Genomic DNA, 16,319 nt, shown 5'->3' on the forward strand with positions numbered 1-16,319 from the left:
GAAAAGACTTATGACACAGCAAACACCAGACGAAAACAAGTTGATCGCAGAGCGCCGCGCTAAGCTTGATCACATCCGTGCAAACTGCCCTGCAAACGGCCACCCAAATAACTTCGATCGCAAACATAAGGCTGCAGACATTCAGGCGGAATTTGGACACCACACCAAAGAAGAGCTAGAAGGCATGGACATCGAGCGTTCAATCGCTGGTCGTATCATGGCTAAGCGTGGACCATTCCTGGTGATTCAAGATGTATCTGGCCGTATTCAAGCTTATGCTGGCAAAGATGTACAAAAAGAACTAAAAGCCAAATTCCAAGGCCTAGACATTGGTGACATCATTGGTGTAACTGGTCAGCTATTTAAATCAGGTAAAGGTGACCTTTACGTTGATATGGCCGAGTACCAGTTGCTCACTAAAGCACTGCGTCCATTACCAGAAAAGTTCCAAGGTCTTAAAGACATTGAATCTCGTTACCGTCAGCGTTACGTTGACCTAATCGTTAACGAAGAGTCTCGTAAAGCATTTACTATCCGCTCTAAGCTGGTATCGGCTATTCGTAACTTCATGATCCAAAAGGATTACCTAGAAGTTGAAACGCCAATGATGCACGTAATCCCTGGTGGTGCGACGGCACGTCCATTTATCACCCACCACAACGCCCTAGACATCGACATGTACCTACGTGTTGCCCCAGAGCTGTACCTAAAGCGTCTAGTGGTTGGTGGTTTCGAGCGTGTATTCGAAATTAACCGTAACTTCCGTAACGAAGGTCTATCACCGCGTCACAACCCAGAATTCACCATGATGGAGTTCTATCAAGCGTACGCGGATTACAACGATCTTATGGATCTTACTGAAGAAATGCTGAGCTACGCCGCAATGGAAGTACTAGGCAGCACTTCTATGCCTTACGGTGAAGATCCAGAGACGGCTGAAATTGTAGAATTTGGTGGCAAGTATGCACGTATGAGCATGCTAGAAGCGATTAAGCACTACAACCCAGATCATGCTGATATTCAGGCTCTTGACTATGACGGCGTACAAAACCGTGAGCACATGGCCGCTATCGCTAAATCACTAGACATCTATGTAGAGAAGTTCTGGACTTGTGGCCAGCTTTTAGAGGAAATCTTCGGTGAAACCGCAGAGCCTAAGCTAATCCAGCCGACGTTCATTACCGGTTACCCAGCAGACATCTCGCCACTGGCACGTCGTAACGATGAAAATCCATTCATCACCGACCGTTTCGAATTCTTCATCGGCGGCCGCGAAGTGGCCAACGGCTTCTCAGAGCTTAACGACGCCGAAGACCAAGATGCACGCTTTAAGGCACAGGTTGATGCAAAAGATGCCGGCGACGACGAAGCCATGTACTACGATGCTGACTACATTACGGCACTAGAGCATGGTCTGCCACCAACAGCAGGTCAGGGTATTGGTATTGATCGTCTAGCTATGCTGTTCACCAACACTCACACCATCCGTGATGTTATTCTATTCCCGGCAATGCGTCCGCAGAATAATAATGTTAAGAAAGAAGAAGAGTAGTATTTGCTGCATTAGCTTCGAAATTTCTTTGTTGACTGCATAAAGCTACCCGCATCACTTAGGGCACTAAGCTCAACGGGCTAGCTTTATTTGTCGCCTCGAACTTTCATTGCTAGCCTTGCAAAAAGGCCTTAAAAATGATTAAAAGCCGCTTATTCAAAAGAATAAGCGGCTTTTTTGTTCAGTTTATTCACCAATCGGTGATAACGATATAGTGCCTTTTTTGATGATAGAGCCAGTCATTTTATTTTTATGTGGTGTATCCTGAAACTCTAAGTTGAGTTCTAGTCCTCTTTCTTTCGCTTTATTTCTAAGTATATCAAGCAGGCTGTGAGTTTTATTTGGAGAAGAGCTTAGGCTCTTAATATTGTAAAAGCTGCTTGATTTAACTGGAAAAATAAGAAACTCTCTATTAGTTAATTCAAAACTTTTGTCACTGCAAATCTGATTAAATCCTGTATCGTTAAGTAAAACAAGTTTTTGATTTATAGCTATATTTAATAACTCATCAATTCCAATTACGAGTATATTATCTTTGTCACTATGACTAACCATAGCTACCATACCTGTATCTGATGGGTCAGCACCAAGATCACAGAGACTATGGGATAATGCCAACCTATCTTCATAGGTCCATTCTTGGGACTCCAATCGCTTAAGCTGACTCTCTAACCATGCTTTATAACCCATTGAGTATTGTTGGTTATTACCTATGTTTCTTCTTGCTGAATCAGGTTCATTATCTATAAAGCCTATAAAGTTATCAGAAGTCCTCGAATGGATAGTTGGCATTAACCCTCCAACGGTTCTGGCATTGATAAAATGGGGTAGTTTGTAAAGGGATGTAGTTATTGCAGCAAAGCCCTCCAACGCACCAGTATTTGGATCGATAATCTTCTCCATTCGATTGCTTTCTTTCTCGATGGTTTCAAGTATCAAGCTTTTCTCATCAGCTGGTCTGAAGTCATAAAAGGCTATTTTTTTTAGCCATTCTTCAGCATGGTCAAAAAAGTCTTTTCTATGGATGAGTTTGGTTTGTTCAGTGTCTTTAAAATATACGTTGACAGTAAGTCCCGCACAAAGGGCTGACAAATAAGCTTCATTGTTAACAGTGAAATCTTCGAAACCTTGAACGCTATGCCTAATGTTGTGGGAGTCTAAGCTTCCATACGAATCTTTAAGTAAGAGCCTTACTTGAGTGTTATTGCTGGAAACTCCTGAGGCTCGTCCTTTCTGGAATAATGGTCTCAGTGATAGGCCATTATTGAAGCTAAGTGACAACGTTTCATCTAAACCGCTATCCCACCTTTTTGAAGAAACATGAACTTTTTTAGCGACCATAAAAATAGAATAAAAGCCAATTCCAAACTGACCTAATGGCTTAAATGGAGAAGACTTTAAGCCTGGAAACTCTGAGAGCACCAGATCTGAAGACCAAAAACTTGTACCAAAATCAAGAAGTGGACCAGTTAAAACTCTTTCAGACATGCCTATACCATTGTCGGAAATAACAAGCCAGGTTCCGTCGGTATCCCGTTTAATTTCGATTGTGATTTTTCCATCTGAAAAACCTTCATCAAAGCTCATTCTAGCTAAGATTGCATCACGAGAGTTTTGTAATAGCTCCCTAATTACAACCTCTAATTCATCCCTACCTTTTCCATAGAGGTTACTCCCGCCAAGTTGTGTTATTAAGTGCTGCAAATTACTAACATGAATCTCTTTATTAAGAGGAGTCCAATTTTCAGTTGGTATATTTTTATTTACTTCCTCTGGTGAGGAGCAATTTGCAACACCCTTTATTGAAAATTCTTCGCTATTTATGCTTTTTAAAAGACTATTGGAAGTCTTAATTTCTTGATCAATCATAAGTAAAGCATCATAAATTACCCACCATGACTGCTCTTCATTTTGAGAGAAGCTTTGGTTCGCAGTAAATAAAAGCTTTTCACCAGTAGAGTCAATAACTGCAGATGCCATTTTATTTTGAGCATTCCAATGATCAAAAGAAATGCCAGACCTTTTACGTAATGCCATTAAAAAGTTGGGCGCGCGTTCACTAGATATGTGTGCAGCATCTGCACACCTCAACATACAAGCAATTTTTCTAGGACTTATACTCCAATTTGATGGAAATGCGGCTGGTGGGCCGATAATCTCAGGAAGCTCATCTTTTACTTTTTCAATATTCCAATGATGACTTGAGGCTATTTTGCCTATTAACCTACCAAGGCTAACTCTTAGGTCGGTGTTACTGATTAGGGTTAAACTATTGCCATTTAGACTCCAAACTGAATCCGCTAACTCTTCAGCTCTAGAGGCGTGAAGTGCTCTAATCGCTGCGAAGTTAGCCTCTTTTAAAGCATCTTCTGGATTTAAGGTGCTCCCAGAACTTGTAAGCATTGAATGTGCATCTTTCCATTGGTTTGTGCTTTTAATACCTTCAAGACCTCCTTCATATGCTTCAACGCATAAAGCTGAATCATGTAATAATATTGCTCCACCAAATATAAAGGCTTCTAGAGGGTTTAAACTGAACTCGGAGCCACAAATGGTATCTGCGACTTCCCAGAGAGCGTCTAAGTGAGTTATATCGTGAATGGTGAGATCTGGGAGAGTTTTATTGATAAGTGAAACCAATTGGCCTGCACGCTCACGGAAGGTTTTGAATTCAGTACGGAGGAATTCTATTTCATCTTTGTACTCTTTTTCGCTAGAGCCTAGTGTCTTTTTCCATAATTGTGTGTTTTCTATTTTCTGCATTTATTTTAACGCTCTGAATTTAATGACGGTTTTTTTATAACTTACATTCCTGTAACAAAATTAGAAAGTGAAATATGAAACTAGTAAACCAATTGAATGAGAGTAATTGATTCACCTTGAGCCTTCAGCGAAGCTAGCCTTCAACCTTAAAGCCCCTCGCTCCCTGCCATTTGTAGTAAACTAGCTAACTCTTTAACCAACCTTTGTACTCCCATGAGCATGAGTGATAACCCTGCGGATAATTTCATTGCACCTAAGTGCCATGAAATCATTCAGACCGTTTATGAAGATGATGCGTTGCTGGTGATTAATAAGCCCAGTGGCTTATTAAGTTTATCGGGCAAGCATCCGCAGAACCTCGATAGTGTCCATTATCGGTTGGTACAAGAATATCCTGATTGTCGTTTGGTACATCGTTTGGACTTGGGCACATCGGGCTTGTTAATTGTTGCTAAAAACAAGGCCATTAATGCGTTGCTGTGTCGTCAATTTAGTGAAAAGCGGGTGCAAAAGCATTATGTGGCAGTGTTGGCGGGGCACCTTGATAGCCAGTTAGATTTGATTGATGCGGCTATTGATAAGGGCGTGTTTCCACTGATGTGTGTGGCAGATTCAGGGAAGCCTGCGCAGACTCAAGTAGTTAATGTGCAGCATATTGTTGGGGCTCAGCTTAACCCTGAATTTAAATGTTTTGGCGTTAGCGATGATACCAAGCTGACCTTGGTTGAATACCTGGCGAGGCATGGCCGTACCCATCAATTACGTATACATAGCCAGCATGTCGGGCATCCGATCCTTGGCTGCGACCTTTATGGTACGACCCAGACACACCAGCAAGCCACAAGGCTGATGCTGCATGCGCATAAATTGGGTTTTATCCATCCTATCAGTGGCCAATATATGCATATTGTTAAAGACCATGGTTTTGTCTTAGAGCCTTAAACCATTAGCTTAGGGAGCCTTATCCTTTAAACCTTTACCAAAACATCAGGGTAATGCTTTACAGCATCTATCTCTATGTGTTTTGTATTATACTGGCGAGGTTTGAACTGTAGTGGTTAACTAAAGTTGGCCACAGTTTTAGTTGACCACTACAAAACGAGTGAACAATCTTTCGTTTTCGAAGTTGTTCTAGTTCAAATTTGAATATGTTTTTCATAACTATAAGCATATTAAGTTAGTTAGCAGAAACTACTAATGGGTAAATTGAAGGATGCTCTCCCTTGCTGTTAGGGTTCATCTGAAGAATTTATAAACATAACGGTAATGCTGATCAGCACAGCAAGCCAAAGGTTAAACCAATCATTACTGTCAACATCAAGCAGTTTTTGGCTAAAAAATAAGACAATCAAGCATCCACTCAATATCTTTAAAAATTGCTCTAACTTCTTCATAGAGTATCCGACTAAATATTACATTGTGAATGTATGTTGTCTCAAAAGCGTGATGTTTATGGTTACTTTTCGACTTATGCTCTTAGTTTATTTCTTGCGCTTATTTTGATGGAGTACGAAAATCTCGATAATAATGATGAGTGCGAAAAAGAAAACGCCGAAACCTATAATTAAATAATCAGCAGAATTGACCACCTTTCCTGTACCTAATCTGGAGTGATAGTTGTAATACCCTCCTACTAAACCAATGCATCCGAATTCAAATAGCCCAAAGGATGCCCTATTACAGCTTCTTAAGTATTTAGCTTAACTTATTGCTTTGCCATATAAGGTAGAGCAGTATTAGGGTAGGTAGGTAGAGTACGATAACTATGTGCAACATAAACTCTGTCGAAAAGCTTTTGCTAGCAAAATAAAGTAAGTGCAGTGTCATTGCGCTCTGAATCAATTTTAACTTTGTTTGCATTTGATTTCCCTACTTTGGTTTAGACATTTTAAAGATGCATAGGATTACCAATATAAAAAGGAATGCAGACAGCAAAGCGAAAGGAGGCTTTATTCCTGATATTATTGCTGTGGACATACCAATGATTATACAACCTAAATAATATATGAGACTATTTTTTGACATTACAACTAACCTCAAATTAAAGTGAGCCATTTAATAAATGACTCACTTATATTTATTTATCTGATAAAAATTCAGCTAAGCCATATGTAGCTAAAGCCAGGCCTGCACCAGATAGAAAATGTGCGGTTAATGTAGTTGCAGCACCCCCTACACCGACATGGCTTGCTAGAGCTATACCGAACCCAATAATAGGGACGATGCCACCATTGACCTCTTCGATCTCATTCAAGTTCAATTCTCTCATTGTGTTATACTCCATATATCCGAAGTTATTCGGATGTTGATTAAGCTAATGCTTAGCATTAGCGGTCACAATGGCTGGCTGTAGTTGTTCCGATAATCATGACTATAGTCAGCCACACTTCTAGCGTGTAAAGATAATGTGTAATCTTTACTGGCTAAATTTCATTGACTAATGGAAACCATAGTTGATACCGCAACAACGGGATTTGTGGTGTTGCACAGCAGTATATGGGTTGCTGATACTGCTCAGTGTTTGAATGGATTCGTTTAACTTCTGGCACAACTTTCTCCTTCTAGTCGTTACCTAAACGGTTATTTTTAAGGCTAGTCCAATTTTTTATTTTTACCTTTCAGTTTTTGGGAATGGCACACTGGTTTGACCTGTTGGTATTTAACTTAGTTGTTGTTGGTAGAGCTAAGGCACTTGAAAAATAAGGGGTTATTTGAATGAAGCTGACTTTGTCTTACTGGTCATATAAGCTAGCAATAGTTAGGGTAATTGGCGAATTTAGTTAAGTGGCAGTGCTAAGGTCACTTGTAGACCACCTTTGTCACGATTATTTAGGCTAATTTGGCCCTCGTGTGCTTCAATAATTTCTTTAGATAGGGCCAGTCCTAAACCGGTGCCTTTTTGTTTGGTTGAATAAAAGGGCAGTAATGCTTGCTGCAGTACATCGGATGACATACCTGGGCCTCTATCTTTGATGCGGAAGATAATAAACGGGGCGGTAGTAGCATATTCACCCAAAGTGGTGTTTGTAGCCCTGTGTTCTATGGTGACTGTAATCGCAATGGCTTGGTTATCACCACCAGCTTCATGGGCATTTTTCAATAGATTTAATAACACTTGCTCAATCTGAATCACATCAAATTGACACTGGGTGTCAGGTAACTTGCCATCTAGGGTAAAGCTGTAATGTTGTTGTAATTGCTGCATTAACTTGTCCAGTTCTACCACAGATTTTACTGGCATAGGCAATTTGGCAAAGCGGGCATAACTAAAAATAAATTGGCTTAGGTGCTCGCTTCGGTCTTCAATGGTGTCGAAAATCAGCTCGAGTTTAGGATCGTTAATACTCTCGGTAAGCTTGCGGCCTGATTTAACCATGGAAGCAATTGGCGCGAGTGAGTTATTGAGCTCGTGGCTAATAATCCGTATCACCTTCTTCCATACAGCGACTTCTTGGCGGCTCAATTCCTGGGTCATCTGCTTTAATAGGTACAAATGATGGTATTGGCCATTAAGTTGAAAACGGCCACGGGATAAATGCCAGGTTTGGTTATCTTGCTGGGGGTGTTCAATGTTAAATAGGCCACCCTTAGGGTTGTTCAGCGCTTGGGTGAATTCAGGTGACAGGGCTTGGCACAGCTCAGCAAAATCAAAGCCAGCAATGGCGACACCCTTATTAAAAAAGTGTCTGGCAGCGTCATTGGCATAAACCACTTTGTTGCTGTCATCCAACAGGTACATCACATTAGGTGATGACTGAATCACTTTATCGAGCAGCATTTCCCGTTGATAAATAAACTGTCTTTGTTCGCGCAGGCTTAAGGCTGATTCATTAAACAGCTCACATAAACGGTTGAGTTGTGAATCGTTTTGACTGGGTAGGGTAACGCTAAAATCGTTGTCTTTAAAATTAAGCAGGCCAACTTCAAAAGCGTGTAAAGAGTCGGCCAGATAGCGGGTGACATAATAACTGAGCATTCCACTTGATATTACAAGGGCAACAGACACCCATAGATACAATAACCAAGGCGCAGCAATAGTTTCAGCCAGCATCAGAGTAAACAAGCCGAAACCTAGCGCCCATGCCACTTGCGTGACAATAATGCTGCCTAATATGAGGCGGCTTCGCATGGATAATTGAAAACGGTTAAATAGGCTATTGATCACGATAGGCTCTTATCTGTTATTGTTTTATTAGGCTTTTTCTATGCCAAGTTTTTCCATTCGGCGGTATAAAGACTGGCGGGTTAACCCCACTGCTTTAGCGGCTCTGGCAATGACACCATTATGCTGAATTAATAGCGCCTCAATCGAGGCTTTATCAAGCTCTGGCTGGACTTGGTTTGACTTGTTGTTGGACGGCTTCGAGTGGCTTGTTGCAACAGCAGTTAAACCAAAATCTTCAGGGATCAGCTCTGGGGACTGGGCTAAAATAATCGCCCGTTTACAGGCATTTTCCAGTTCACGCACATTGCCAGGCCAGCTGTGTTGTTGCAGAGCTTTAGTGGTTGGTTTATTTAGTTTAAAGTCTGAACCAATAAAGTGATTCACTAACGGGATAATGTCATCCAATCGTTGGTTGAGTGGCGGCAGTTTAAGCTCAATCACGTTTAAACGGTAAAACAAGTCTTCCCTAAATTTGCCGCTTTCAATGTCTTGTTGGAGGTCGGCATTAGTGGCGCTGAGTACTCGTACGTTTACCTTACGGGTTTGGTGTGAGCCTAAACGCTCAAATTCGCCGGTTTGTAATACCCGTAATAACTTTACTTGGCCACTTAAAGGCAGATTACCAATTTCGTCTAAAAATAAGGTGCCACCATCCGCTGCTTCAAATCGGCCAATGCGGGTTTTATTAGCGCCGGTAAAGGCCCCCGCTTCTGCACCAAATAGCTCAGCCTCTAATAAGTCCATAGGTAAAGCACCAATGTTGACTTTAATTAAGGGCTTATCTTTTAGGGGGGAGTTGGCATGAATAATATCGGCGATTTTGTCTTTACCCGCGCCATTAGGGCCAGTGATCAGTACCGATACATCCGCTTTAGCTACCTGTAATGCTAAATCTATGCAGCGCTGCATATTGCCACTGGCAAAAATAGTGCCGCATAAATCGGCGTCGTTAAGCGGCGCCATGCGCTCGGCATCGACTCGGGTAAGCTGCTGATTTTGAGCTTTGGCCTGACTTAACGAGGTTAAGTTATTGACGCTGGTGAGTAATTTATCGTCGTCCCAAGGTTTGCCTATGTAATCCGCTGCACCTGAACGTACCAGTTCTACGGCCAATTCCAGTTGCGTCCAAGCTGTCATTAAAATAATAGGTAAATCTGGCTCAAGCTCTCGAATGGCATAAAACAGCTCTTTGCCCTCTTCACCAGAGGTGGTGTCTTTGGTGAAGTTCATGTCTTGAATGACCAGCGAAATACTTTGGCTTTGTATTTGAACTAAAGCTTGGGCTGGGTTTTCGGCGCTAATTGTGTGATAACCATTAAGCTCAAGCATCAGTGATAAAGCTTGGCAAATAGCATGGTTATCATCAACAATTAAAATACTGTCCATGGCGAAAAATAATTCCTTTAATTAAGAGTGCTTAATTTGACTCATTTACAGCCTGAAATCAAATTAAGCACAGGATCATTATACGGTTCTGGTGGCAATCGCCGGCGATATTTTGGCTGCCTTTCTGGCAGGAAATACCACCGCCACAGTGGTCAGGATAAATAATCCCACCACAGTTACGATAGGGAAAATAATATCCAACTTAGGCAAACTGTATAGGTTCATCAGTTGCTGACCTAATTGCACCGCAAGTACTGCACCGATTAAGCCGCCAACGCTGACTAATAGATAGTTTTCGACCAAGAAGAAGCTCACAATATCGCGCTTTCTTGCCCCTAGGGCGCGGCGGGTACCAATTTGCTTAGTGCGGCGTTCAATATTAAACATCACCATACCAGCTAGGCCTAAAGAGGTAATAATTAGCAGCAAGACAACCATCATGGACAATACCGATGCCATTAATTCATGGGCTTGGTAAACCCGGTCGCGGTGGTCGGTAATAGTGGTAAAGCCATCGACAACCCTATCTTTATTGTCTTGATGCAAAGCGGCAATAATTTTAGGCTCAAGCTCTGTCTTGGCGCCTTCTTCGGCACGCACTAAAAACTTGGTAAAGGGCATAATGCCAAGCTCAACATTGATAATCATCGCATAATCTAAGTTTTTATCGTTTACCCAGGCACCTTGCAGTTTTTCCACCACACCAATGATCTCTAAGGCTTGCATACCCCAGCCGCCCATATAGATGGTTTTACCTATTGCTGACTCACCTGGCCAAACGGCATTCGCGTAAGCTTTAGATACAATCACTTTATTGGCGCGCTCGGGATGCCCAGACTGGGCTTCTTCTGGGTAAAAGTTACGCCCTTCAATAATGTTCACACCTAAGGTTTCGGCCATTTGCTCATCGCCATAATACATGGCGGCATTAGGTGCTGACTTGCTTTCATCTTTAGATGGGCCATAGCTTAAAGTGGAAGACCAACCGCCACCGCTCAGCGGCGTCATGCTGGTGGAGGTGGCCGAGATCACACCTGGAATATCCCTTACTATCTGCACATCACGTAAGTTCTGTTCGGTATAGTTCACCCCAGGAGCAAAGTTGTAGATTGAAAAATCAAATACCTGCTCTTCGACAATGCCAGATTCCCGCGCCATTAACTTTAGGCGTTCATTAATAATAAAGCTGGCATTGGCCACAATCGCGACCGATAAAATAATTTGCACTAACAACAGCAATGGCCCACTTTTACTGCGTAACAGGGTGCTGACAATGGGTTTAATATGTAACATAACTCGCTCCTATTACTGACTTTTTAAGTGGCTGCTTGGGTTGGTGGCGCACACACGCCATGCGGGGTAAAGTCCGGCAAGTAAGGCGCTGCCAATGGCGATGCTTGGGGCAATAAACCACATGCTCATATCTAATTGTGTCAGTGACTCCTCTACGCCAAAGCGGGATGATAACGCGGATAACGTCATGGCCGCCCAGGCAATACCAATCACGCCACCAAAGAAACCAATTAAGCCTACTTCCACCATATGCTGTGAAAAAATGTGGCTGCGACTGGCGCCAATGGCACGGCGAACCCCCACCTCAGAGGCGCGTTTTAAAAACTTAGCCAGCAGTAAACCCAACATGTTAACCAGGCAAACGACGAGGAAAAGGGTACTTAATCCCACCATCACTTTTGCGTCTTCAGGTACTACTTTGTTCACTTCAAGCCACCGTTCAACATTAGATAAGCTGGCATAAGGTTTATCCGAGTTAAAACGGCCAAGCTGTTGTTGTTGCTCAATATAACCAGATAACCATTGCTCAAAGGCTTGTTTTTGTTCAGGGTTATTTAGTTCAACCCAATATTGATTCCAGTGGGTTTCAGAGTTGAGTTTATCTTGATAAGAGAGAATGGATTCATTTTTCCAACTATTGTTGTTGCCCCAGCTCTGATACTCTTCGATTGGTGTTAATGAGTAAGGCAAAAACATAGATTCGGTTTCATTAAAGGCACCGTTATTGACATCATAATACTTAGGGCTTGGCGCCCAATCATCGATTACACCGACAATTTTATAAGGCTTTTGGTTAAGAAACAGCACCTTGCCAACGCTGTTTTCGCCGCCGAATAATTCTTGGTTAAGATCTTTATCGATCACCATTTGGTAACCGGCTTCTAAATCAATTTGTTTATCCCATGGGCCGCCATAAATAAACGGCACCGAAAACATCTTAAAAAAGTCGCTGTCGGTGACGCGAGCCTCTTCTAATCTCGGGGCTTGTTTCGGGTCTTCAGTTTGCACTGCCATACCGGTTCTAAACATGGGTGTTTGGCGAGTAGGGATACTGCTTTGTCTCATGTTAAAACCATCTTGGTAAGTGATTTGTGGGTTTAGCTCTTCCCAACTGTCTTGGTCTTGGCTGAATAAACGCACAGAATAAAGTTCAGAGGAACGCTCACCTGCTGGGTTAGTTGCCGACATTTGATAAACATTTAATGCGGTAATGGTAATGCCAATACCAACTGAAATCGCAAATACCATCAAGAGTGATAGTAGCGGCGTTTTTTTAATGCTGCGCCAAGCTAAATCTAAGTAATAGAAAAACATAGTGTTGCTCCTTAGCTGGCCACTTGTTCAGCGACTTCAGCTTGACCGCCGTTGTATAGGGTAAAGTCACATACCTTACCGTCGACAATTTGGATATTGCGTTGGGCGCGGCGAGCCAATTCAGGATCGTGGGTCACCATAATAATGGTGGTACCTGACTTATTAATTTCTTCCAATAGCTCCATCACTTGGCGGGCCATAATGCTGTCTAGGTTGCCGGTAGGCTCATCGGCCAATAAGAAGCGCGGCTCACCTGCTAATGCTCTGGCAATGGCAACACGCTGTTGCTGACCGCCGGATAACTGCGAAGGTAAATGTTTCATACGGGCACCTAAGCCGACTTTTTCTAGGGCGTCTTTCACGCGGCGTGCACGTTCTTTAGCGCTGAAGCCCCGGTAGCGTAATGGCACTTCTACATTTTCCGCTAAATTAAGATCTGGGATCAGGTTAAAGCCTTGGAAAATAAAGCCGATTTTTTCATTACGGATTTTTGAGCTTTCATTGTCCGAAAGGTTAGCAATATTGACACCGTCAAGGTGATATTCGCCTGCACTTATCCCTTCTAATAAACCAGCAATATTTAAGAACGTGGTTTTACCCGAACCAGAGGGGCCGGTTACCGCAACAAACTCACCTTCATTAACCTCTAAGTTGAATTCACGTAGGGCATGGGTTTCAACTAAGTCCGTTTTAAATACCTTGCTAATGTTTTTCATTAATAACATGGGGTTGCTCCTAAAAGTTAAATCAGGTTGATGTCGAACAGCAGTTTAAGAAGTTCGAGGATCAGATTAATAAGTTGCTCAAGCTCGTTATTGCTTTGAGCTTGACTGAAATGAAAGTCACCAAGTAGCACTTGCTCTACTTTCTGGTGAAACTGGCTAATCGCATACAGCAAGATAAATAGCGGAAAAACATCTATCAGCTTAACGATAAATTGGTTGAGTTTTGATTGTGTATTCATGTTGCTACCTATCTTGGTCAGTTAGCGGATCAGCACTTGCTGGGCGCCGTTAAAGTCTTCAATGCTGGATATCACCCAAACATCACCCTCTTGGCCGCCACTCAGTACTTCAATATGGCTGGTGCTGCGCGCACCTAAACGTATGTCCTGTCGTGTGGCAATATCGCCGTTTAGCTTATAAACCTCGCGACTGCCACCTGTAGTCACGAACGCGCCGCGTTTTACCATGAGTACGTCTTGGCGGTTCTCTAGTAATACTCGGGCGGATAAACGTTGATTCTGACGTAGGCTAAGCTGTTCGGTTTGCTCAAACCGCACTCTGGCGGTCACTTCGCGATTGCGTACCTCTGGAGAAATAGAACTCAGTTGGCCCATGACTTTAATCGCCCCAAAACTCAGCTCGACATCCATGCCTAGGCCAAGTTCATCGGCATAGGATTCCGGTACAGCCAGTTCAGCTTCAAAGGCGCTTAGGTCGACCACGGTTAATACTGGTGAACTGGCATCAATGCGGGCTTTTTGCTCGACTAACCAGTTACCGATGATTCCAGCCACTGGCGCTTTAATGCTGAGTTCTTGCACTTGGCGTTGTAATTCGCTCACGACTAATTGCTGTTGGTTCACTTCGGAAGCATGATTTTTTAACTCAAAGGCTAAGGTGTCTTTCATTAGCTCAGCTTCTTGCTGGGCATGGGCAAATTTGAGCTTGGCTTTTTTGAGATCGTCTTTGCTTTTCTCGAAATCGATTTGGGAAATCAATTCATCGGCAATCAGTTTGTCACCCCGGCGAGACTCACGGTCAGCCGCTTCTAGATCAACCTCAGCCATATCCAGAATTTGCTGAGCTTTAATTTGTTCTAGGCGGGCATCTAAACGGGCACGTTCTAAATTACTCTTCATGCCCTCAAGTTGGGCTTGCTGTTGCTTTAGGGCGTTAACCAATGTTGGGCTGTCAATGGTGGCGACAACTTCACCTTGCTTTACTTTATCGCCAGGTTTGGCAATTAGAGTCACCACCCCCTTGTCCGTGCTATAAAGCACCGGGGCATTAGCTGCAACAATCTTGCCTGCGGTGGCGATGTCGCGAATAAGGTCGCCTTTAATTAGTGTAGCAAAGCGTAAATCGGTTTTATCAATCGATTCGCTAACACCATCATTGGCAAAGGTGGTCCAAATTACGCCGCCTAGTATTGCCACAACAGCGAATAGACCCATAGGCTTTTTAAAGCTAACGATTGGGCTTTGACTAACGACTGTGTCTTGGGCGCTGGTGTCTCTGATCATTATTGGCTCCTGCCATTATTTAGGGCATATTGACCTTTGCTGTTTGTTTCTGCAGCAGTTTGTTAGTCTTTTATACAAGGCGAAGCGATTGACGTGTGGTTGTTCCACACCAATGAGCTTCAACGCAGTAGAAATGGCTAACAAACGCTGTCCGCAGGATGCGTTTAAAGGTCAACCTATCTGCGTTACTCTCATTTTACATAGAATAACTATGCTTCAATTCGAGTGCCTTGCTATCTTGACCTTTAATTCGCACATAAAGTAAACATGAAAGGTCAACATGCCCTCTTGTCCGCAGTGTTCGCGAAATATATACTTGCTATAGGTAATACAATTCCTGTGCCAATAGTTAATTTACTTATTTATCAATGCATTAGGTGTATTTTGGGGTGTTGGGTTGTTTGAAAAGCGTCCGCGGACACTGTCCATGTTTATGAAAGTGTCCGATTACCGTCGTGGCGTATTAAAAATGCCTCGCGACTTAACTGCAACTTTTGAGTCTGATTTAAGCCAAATTTCAATATGCTCACATCTAAAAATAAGGTGTTGATTTTAAATGGTAAACTGAAGTGTCAAAGTGGTTCGGTACTGGTTTTTTTAAATGGAATGAGTGTAGAACTTTATTAAACATTCATATTGGTGCTGTTTGATTTTTAACCGCTAGTCAGTGTTTTTTACTCGTCAATTACCTAGATAATATCTTGTTAAATCAAGATCTAAAGCTAATATTAAGAGTGAATGGTTGTATTGAAATTCGCCTACATAATGAACTTCCAGTGTTTAAAATAAAATATTCAAGGAATAAATATGAAATTCATTTCAAGCTTCGTTGTCGCTTATCTATTTTTTACCAATCATGCATGGGCAGAAACTGCCGCTGAAAAAATGGCAAAGCAGCTGCAAGATCCGTTGGCCTACATTTCTGCCATTACAATTGATAATACGGTAGGCCTTAATCAAGGCTTGAATCAAGACCAAACCGGTTATGATTTTCAATTTCAGCCGGTCTATTCGATTCAAACGGACCATGGTTTTAGCCTTGTGCCGCGGGCGGTGGTGCCGGTTTTAGGGCAACCCAATGGCGGCGGCACCGATTGGGGTATTGGCGATAGCTCTATTCAAATGTTTTATGCGCCTTCTACGGATTCAGATATTAAATGGGGTATTGGGCCGCAGGTCTCCCTTAAAACCCGATCTGATGCTCAGTTTGCTGGTGCAGGCTGGGGCGGAGGACTCGCTGGTGTAATCGTCGGTGGCAATGATATTTGGTCATTATCTGCCATTGTCAATCATATGTGGGGTGAGGATGCTTTTAGCATGACGGCAATTCAACCTATTGTTTATTATAACTTTAAATCAAGCCCTGGCACTTTTCTCGCTTACGATAGCGTCTTAACATATGATTGGAAAAATCAAGCTGGCTGGACCATTCCACTGGGATTAAGTGGGGGTAGGATGTTCGATATGGGTGGCGGCTACGGCTTTGAGCTTAAAGTCGGTGGTTACAAAGTAGTGACAAGTCCTAAATATGGCCCTGAATGGCAAGCTAAATTTGCTTTTTCGTTTGTTTTCCCGCGATAAATGGAATGTTTAATAAG

At 42.6% G+C, this 16,319-nt stretch carries 13 protein-coding genes; 3 read left to right on the forward strand and 10 right to left on the reverse strand.

Going from position 1 to position 16,319, the window contains the following annotated elements:
• The first annotated feature begins 10 nt into the window (after window positions 1-10).
• Complete coding sequence (gene lysS / locus GFB48_RS05925) at window positions 11-1,552, forward strand: lysine--tRNA ligase (RefSeq protein ID WP_163932571.1); 1,542 nt, start codon at window positions 11-13, stop codon at window positions 1,550-1,552.
• 186 nt (window positions 1,553-1,738) lie between these two features.
• Here lysS and GFB48_RS05930 read toward each other — a convergent pair whose 3' ends face one another.
• On the reverse strand, window positions 1,739-4,315 hold the full coding sequence (locus GFB48_RS05930) for an ATP-binding protein (RefSeq protein ID WP_163932574.1): 2,577 nt from the start codon (window positions 4,313-4,315) through the stop codon (window positions 1,739-1,741).
• A 213-nt stretch (window positions 4,316-4,528) separates the two neighbouring features.
• On the opposite strand from GFB48_RS05930, the gene GFB48_RS05935 reads away from it, so the two are divergent.
• Entirely contained in the window at window positions 4,529-5,257 is a 729-nt protein-coding gene (locus GFB48_RS05935) for an RluA family pseudouridine synthase (RefSeq protein ID WP_163932577.1), read from the forward strand.
• Window positions 5,258-5,544: 287 nt separating this feature from the next.
• On the opposite strand, the gene GFB48_RS05940 is transcribed toward GFB48_RS05935, so the two are convergent.
• The 9 genes from GFB48_RS05940 to GFB48_RS05980 form a co-directional block, all read right to left on the reverse strand.
• Complete coding sequence (locus GFB48_RS05940) at window positions 5,545-5,709, reverse strand: hypothetical protein (protein WP_163932579.1); 165 nt, start codon at window positions 5,707-5,709, stop codon at window positions 5,545-5,547.
• Window positions 5,710-6,392: 683 nt separating this feature from the next.
• The gene (locus GFB48_RS05945) at window positions 6,393-6,584 is read right to left on the reverse strand and encodes a class IIb bacteriocin, lactobin A/cerein 7B family (RefSeq protein WP_163932581.1); all 192 of its coding nucleotides are present in this window, start codon (window positions 6,582-6,584) and stop codon (window positions 6,393-6,395) included.
• Window positions 6,585-7,091: 507 nt separating this feature from the next.
• Window positions 7,092-8,444 carry a PAS domain-containing sensor histidine kinase gene (locus GFB48_RS05950; RefSeq protein WP_163932758.1) on the reverse strand — a complete coding sequence of 451 codons (1,353 nt, stop codon included), beginning with the start codon at window positions 8,442-8,444 and terminating at the stop codon, window positions 7,092-7,094.
• A gap of 63 nt (window positions 8,445-8,507) precedes the next feature.
• Window positions 8,508-9,866: a sigma-54 dependent transcriptional regulator gene (locus GFB48_RS05955; RefSeq protein ID WP_163932583.1), complete on the reverse strand. Its 1,359-nt coding sequence runs from the start codon at window positions 9,864-9,866 to the stop codon at window positions 8,508-8,510.
• Between the two features lie 78 nt (window positions 9,867-9,944).
• Window positions 9,945-11,159 carry an ABC transporter permease gene (locus GFB48_RS05960; RefSeq protein ID WP_163932585.1) on the reverse strand — a complete coding sequence of 405 codons (1,215 nt, stop codon included), beginning with the start codon at window positions 11,157-11,159 and terminating at the stop codon, window positions 9,945-9,947.
• Between the two features lie 12 nt (window positions 11,160-11,171).
• Window positions 11,172-12,473 (reverse strand): ABC transporter permease, encoded by a 1,302-nt coding sequence (locus GFB48_RS05965; RefSeq protein ID WP_163932587.1) that lies wholly within the window; start codon window positions 12,471-12,473, stop codon window positions 11,172-11,174.
• An 11-nt stretch (window positions 12,474-12,484) separates the two neighbouring features.
• A complete protein-coding gene (locus tag GFB48_RS05970) occupies window positions 12,485-13,198 on the reverse strand; it encodes an ABC transporter ATP-binding protein (RefSeq protein ID WP_163932589.1) in 714 nt (237 codons plus the stop codon).
• A 17-nt stretch (window positions 13,199-13,215) separates the two neighbouring features.
• The gene (locus GFB48_RS05975) at window positions 13,216-13,437 is read right to left on the reverse strand and encodes a hypothetical protein (RefSeq protein WP_163932591.1); all 222 of its coding nucleotides are present in this window, start codon (window positions 13,435-13,437) and stop codon (window positions 13,216-13,218) included.
• Window positions 13,438-13,458: 21 nt separating this feature from the next.
• Entirely contained in the window at window positions 13,459-14,721 is a 1,263-nt protein-coding gene (locus GFB48_RS05980) for an efflux RND transporter periplasmic adaptor subunit (RefSeq protein ID WP_163932592.1), read from the reverse strand.
• Window positions 14,722-15,528: 807 nt separating this feature from the next.
• On the opposite strand from GFB48_RS05980, the gene GFB48_RS05985 reads away from it, so the two are divergent.
• Window positions 15,529-16,302: a hypothetical protein gene (locus GFB48_RS05985; RefSeq protein ID WP_163932595.1), complete on the forward strand. Its 774-nt coding sequence runs from the start codon at window positions 15,529-15,531 to the stop codon at window positions 16,300-16,302.
• Window positions 16,303-16,319 lie beyond the last annotated feature (17 nt).

Source organism: Paraferrimonas sp. SM1919 (genome assembly GCF_010993985.1).
Lineage (GTDB): Bacteria > Pseudomonadota > Gammaproteobacteria > Enterobacterales > Shewanellaceae > SM1919.

Coding starts and splice junctions, on each gene's coding strand:
- GFB48_RS05970 (WP_163932589.1), bottom strand. CDS start 13,198: ATGTTATTAATGAAAAACATTAGCAAGGTATTTAAAACGGACTTAGTT.
- GFB48_RS05930 (WP_163932574.1), bottom strand. CDS start 4,315: ATGCAGAAAATAGAAAACACACAATTATGGAAAAAGACACTAGGCTCT.
- GFB48_RS05975 (WP_163932591.1), bottom strand. CDS start 13,437: ATGAATACACAATCAAAACTCAACCAATTTATCGTTAAGCTGATAGAT.
- GFB48_RS05935 (WP_163932577.1), top strand. CDS start 4,529: ATGAGCATGAGTGATAACCCTGCGGATAATTTCATTGCACCTAAGTGC.
- GFB48_RS05955 (WP_163932583.1), bottom strand. CDS start 9,866: ATGGACAGTATTTTAATTGTTGATGATAACCATGCTATTTGCCAAGCT.
- GFB48_RS05985 (WP_163932595.1), top strand. CDS start 15,529: ATGAAATTCATTTCAAGCTTCGTTGTCGCTTATCTATTTTTTACCAAT.
- GFB48_RS05950 (WP_163932758.1), bottom strand. CDS start 8,444: ATGCGAAGCCGCCTCATATTAGGCAGCATTATTGTCACGCAAGTGGCA.
- GFB48_RS05980 (WP_163932592.1), bottom strand. CDS start 14,721: ATGATCAGAGACACCAGCGCCCAAGACACAGTCGTTAGTCAAAGCCCA.
- lysS (WP_163932571.1), top strand. CDS start 11: ATGACACAGCAAACACCAGACGAAAACAAGTTGATCGCAGAGCGCCGC.
- GFB48_RS05960 (WP_163932585.1), bottom strand. CDS start 11,159: ATGTTACATATTAAACCCATTGTCAGCACCCTGTTACGCAGTAAAAGT.
- GFB48_RS05940 (WP_163932579.1), bottom strand. CDS start 5,709: ATGAAGAAGTTAGAGCAATTTTTAAAGATATTGAGTGGATGCTTGATT.
- GFB48_RS05945 (WP_163932581.1), bottom strand. CDS start 6,584: ATGAGAGAATTGAACTTGAATGAGATCGAAGAGGTCAATGGTGGCATC.
- GFB48_RS05965 (WP_163932587.1), bottom strand. CDS start 12,473: ATGTTTTTCTATTACTTAGATTTAGCTTGGCGCAGCATTAAAAAAACG.